Raw genomic sequence first — 4,638 nt, 5'->3', positions numbered from 1 at the left:
CAGTTAAACAATTAAACGGTTAATCAATTCCCCAATTCATCAATTAAACAGTTCCTCGATTCCCCAACCGACTGTTTAACAATTAACTTTTAACCTTGAACCGTTCCGTCCTTGCGAGCTTTTCGATTAAACAATTCCCCAATTCATCAATTAAACAGTTCCTCGATTCCCCAACCTTGAACCCTCAACCCCGAACCCAGAACCAAAATCCCTAAAAAACGAGACTTTCATCTTCAACCTATTCAGTTAAACAGTTAAACAGTTCATCAATTCCCCAACCCTGAACCCGTTTCCTTGTCGCGAGCTCCCAATTAAACAGTTCGTCAATTCATCAGTTTTTCAATTAATCAATTCAATGAAATACATTTCCCTGTATTCTAAATACATGCAGTAAATTCTTACCAACACACTTATACATTTTTCATCCCTTTTTATCGGATTTTGCCTAAGTTTGCCCAGTTTTTGAACAGTGAATCGAAACAATAAAATTATGCGGAATCTTTGGACAGGGATTGCTTTAACCCTGGTATTTTTCATGGCCATAGGCTGTGTATCCAACGAGAAAATTATCTACCTCCAAAACCTGGAAGATTACCCTGAAATTCAGGAGGGAGAACTCATCGAATACGAAATCCCGGACTATAAACTTCAATATAACGACATCATCGATGTCAATGTCCAAACCGCCCAGGATATTATTGAAATGGGATTCAACAATCGAGCTGCTTCAGGAATGAATAATCAGATGGGGAATATGGCCGGGCAAACCGGAGGAGACATTTATTATATGTCCGGCTATACCGTCGATAAAAACGGAACCATTCGTCTTCCCATCGTCGGAGATGTCAAAGTCAAGGATATGACCATTGAGGAAGCCAGAATTGCCATCGAAGAGAAATTGAGAGAATTTCTAAAAAATGAAATATATGTCAAAGTTAAGCTTGGAGGAATCCGATACTCTGCCTTGGGAGAATTTCGAAGACCGGATAAATATGTGGTTCTCCAGGATAGAATGACCATTTTTGAAGCCATTGCCAATGCCGGCGACCTGACACCCATTGCCAAAAGAGATGAGGTTTTAATGATTCGCCAATATCCGGATGGAACCAAGCTTCACCGAATCAACCTCAACGATAGAAATATTATCAGATCCCCTTTTTACTTTATCCAACCCAATGATCAGCTCTATGCAGAACCTATGAAGGTACGGGAAGTAGGAGCCGGTGAAAATGCCGCCCAATCTCTCTCTCTCGTCATTTCTGCCATCACAGTATCCGTGCTTTTGATCAATACCTTTACTAGATAAGACTGATGTATCCGAATCAACCGAATCCAACCAATACCAACCCCAATCCATTTTTAGTCAATCAAGAGGATGAAATCGATCTAAAAGTTCTCCTCTTCAACTACCTGCAGTATTGGCCGATTATCTTAATCTGCATGTTTCTGGGGATTCTCACCGCTTTCCTGTTTAATCGATTCACTACTCCCATTTATAAAGTAGAATCAACCGTCCTTATCGTAGACGATAAACCTACGCTAGGATCGGATCTTTTTGAGTCGGCTGGTTTGGGTTTGCAGAATAAAAGCAACATCGATAATGAAATCGGAATTCTAAAGTCATTTACACTAGCGGAATCAACCATTAGCGAAATGGAGCTCAATGTCTCCTATTTCCGGGAAGATGTTTTCAAACTCCGGCAAATTTATGGCAATACCCCGATTTATGTTTCCTTAGAGTGGAACCGACCACAATTGGTAGGAGGATTGTTTCGTCTGGAAGTGATTGATGAGAGTAATTACGAACTCACCGTGGAGGAAGATGAGTTTTCTGTTTTCAATCCCGCAGATCCATTTTATAAGGATAAGCTGGAAAGTTTTTCCCTCCCAAAATCTGTTTATCCCTTCGGACAGGAGATTTCAGGTGAGTTTTATGCCTTTACCATCAATCAAATTTCAGCCCTTCCGGGTGACATCTTTTACTTCCGCTTAGTTGATACTCCTTCGCTTGCACTTCGAATGAAGGAAGACCTTCAGGCCAATCCACTCAATAAACAAGCTTCCATTTTAACGCTTTCCCTCGAAACACCCCTCCGGCGTTTGGGAGAAAACTACATCAATACCCTGATGGAACAATACCTGCAGCGGGAATTGTACGAAAAAAATCAGGCTTCTGAAAATACCATCCGCTTTATTGAAGAGCAATTAAGTGGTATTTCCGATTCCCTGGAATTCTCCGAAAGCCAATTGCAGGAGTTTCGTTCTAAAAATCGAATTTTCAACCTTTCCGAGGAAGGCTCCTTGATTTTTGAGCGATTATCCGAATTGGAAAAAGAACAAAGTCAATTCGAACTCAACCTCAAATATCTGGAAACCCTTCAAACGTATCTGGATAATAATCAGCTAGAAGATTTGGTGGCTCCTGCCATCGTAGGAGTGAATGATCCCCTATTGACTTCCTTGGTCGAAAGCCTATCTGAATTGCAATCCGACCGGGTTCAGGTTTCGGCAACCTTCAACGATCAAACTCCCCAAATGCGGGATATCAATTCAAGGATTCAAAGCACCTCCAATGCGCTGAAAGAAAACGTGCGCTCAGCCATTGAAAACTCTCAAAATACCCTTGCAGATGTCAATAACCGGATTCGGATGATCGAGCAGGACATCAATACCCTTCCGGCCACCGAACGGAGTTTGCTCAATTATACCCGACAATTCACGATCAACGAAAACATCTATATCTACCTGCTGGAGAAGAAGGCCGAAGCCGAAATCACCATGGCTTCCAACATGCCGAAAAACAAGATTCTGGATTTTGCCAAAGCAGGGCAGGATCCTGTGGCCCCGAAACGGAGTCTCAACTTACTGATCGGAATGATTTTAGGCCTAATCCTACCCATCGGTTTTATCACCGTAAAGGATTTTATGAATACCAAAATCGAGGATCCGAAAGAACTGGAAAAATCCATTAAGGTTCCCCTGATTTCCATGATCGGAAGAAGCAACACCGAGGACAATCTTCCGGTTTTGAACAACCCCCGCTCCACGGTAACCGAATCTTTCCGCTCTCTCCGGGCAGATATGTCTTACCTGAGTCCCAACAAGGAGAAATTCACAGTGCTATTTACCTCAACGATCTCCGGTGAAGGGAAAACCTTCGTATCCATCAATATGGCGTCTGTGTTTTCCTTAATGGGTAAAAAGACCATTTTGATCGGCTTGGACTTACGAAAACCCAAAATCGCAGAGGACTTTAATCTTCCCAATGATAAGGGGATGAGTACAGCCTTGAGTTCGGATATCTCTTGGCGGGATGTGGTAAAATCCACCGGTCACCGAGATCTCGATGTCATCCTCTCAGGTCCTATTCCTCCAAATCCTGCAGAACTCTTGCTTCAGGATAAATTCGGAAAGATCATCGAAGAAATTAAGGAAGCCTACGATGTGGTGATTTTTGACTGCCCTCCGGTTGGCTTAGTATCCGAAACCAAAGAACTATTCAATTTTGCGGATATTTCATTCTATGTATTCCGTCAGGGCTATTCCATGAAGGGAAATACCGAAGTCTTGAATAATTTGGTAGAAAAAGGAGGAGTTTCCAAGATTTACGGCATCCTCAATGACGTTCACATTGACAAAGGCTACGGGTACGGCTACGGTTACGGGTATGGCTACGGATATGGCGGAAATTCTTACGGCTATCATGAGGAAGTTCAGTTGCCTTGGTGGAAACGAGCGCTTCGGAGAAAGGCGTAGAATAGAATTAAGAGTAGGGATCCAGAGCTATTGGTAGGGTGTAGGCAGTCACAGTTTACAGTTGACAATCAATAACCTAGAACCCTGAACTCTGAACTCATAACCCAATCTCCGTCCACATGAGTGTCTCACTCACGTGTTCCAACTTTTGCTCTCATTTGGCCAGATTGTTGAGTTTCCCTAATCAAATTGTGCCGATCTCCTCGGAATTTGCCCCAACCCTCCGAGGGTTTTTCTTTATCCAATGCGAGATATGTTCAAGGATCAATAACCAATATTAGAACTGAATCCCTAAGAGGGTTTTTTTGAGAATTGGTTCTATCGGATTTTTGTCTACCTCCTCGGCACTACGAGGCTAGTATCTGGCAAATCCTCGGGCCGAGGTGGGGATCTCTTCTCATCACCAGACCCCGCATTTCGTTCGGCATTCTGCCTCACTTCATACGGGGCTACGCCACAGGCGCACAGGTATTAAAAGTGTCGCGCCTTCAGTCACTTAAAAAACTTCGAAATTCATCATTGGGCATTCATCATTCGATATTTTATTCAAAGGTCACCCACCAACCTTAGTTTAAGGACCTGCCTTGCAGCATTTACGGTTTTTTGGAGCATTTGAAAACCGTTAAGAAAATGGCTTAGTTCCGATCTGTGATCGGAAATCCAGCCATTTTTAGGTTTGAGAATGCAACAAAAAAATCAAATCGCAAACGGGTTTTTACCTTTAAAAAAAATATTCAAGCGATTTGAAGTAAAGGCTGAGGCAGGAGGCTTTTTGGTCACTTTTTGGCCTCAAAAAGTGACAAATCAAAAGCGGTGAAAACTACTCTGACGGGTTAAACAAATTCAAGATTTTTCCTAATCAACTCCTGCCGATCTCCTCGG

Annotated in this window: 2 protein-coding genes; both read left to right on the top strand. The window is 42.6% G+C overall.

The features are described from left to right. The first annotated feature begins 490 nt into the window (after positions 1 to 490). On the top strand, positions 491 to 1,306 hold the full coding sequence (locus BM043_RS19235; RefSeq protein ID WP_092794892.1) for a polysaccharide biosynthesis/export family protein: 816 nt from the start codon (positions 491 to 493) through the stop codon (positions 1,304 to 1,306). Positions 1,307 to 1,311: 5 nt separating this feature from the next. After that, positions 1,312 to 3,756, top strand: a complete 2,445-nt coding sequence (locus BM043_RS19230; RefSeq protein WP_092794889.1) for a GumC family protein — start codon at positions 1,312 to 1,314, stop codon at positions 3,754 to 3,756. The last annotated feature ends 882 nt before the right edge of the window (positions 3,757 to 4,638 follow it).

The sequence above is a fragment of the Algoriphagus hitonicola genome (assembly GCF_900113375.1).
In the GTDB taxonomy this organism is placed as follows: Bacteria; Bacteroidota; Bacteroidia; order Cytophagales; family Cyclobacteriaceae; genus Algoriphagus; species Algoriphagus hitonicola.
Note: the sequence above shows the minus strand (reverse complement) of the source record. Positions and strands in the feature narration are given on the sequence as shown.

Coding starts and splice junctions, on each gene's coding strand:
- BM043_RS19235 (WP_092794892.1), top strand. CDS start 491: ATGCGGAATCTTTGGACAGGGATTGCTTTAACCCTGGTATTTTTCATG.
- BM043_RS19230 (WP_092794889.1), top strand. CDS start 1,312: ATGTATCCGAATCAACCGAATCCAACCAATACCAACCCCAATCCATTT.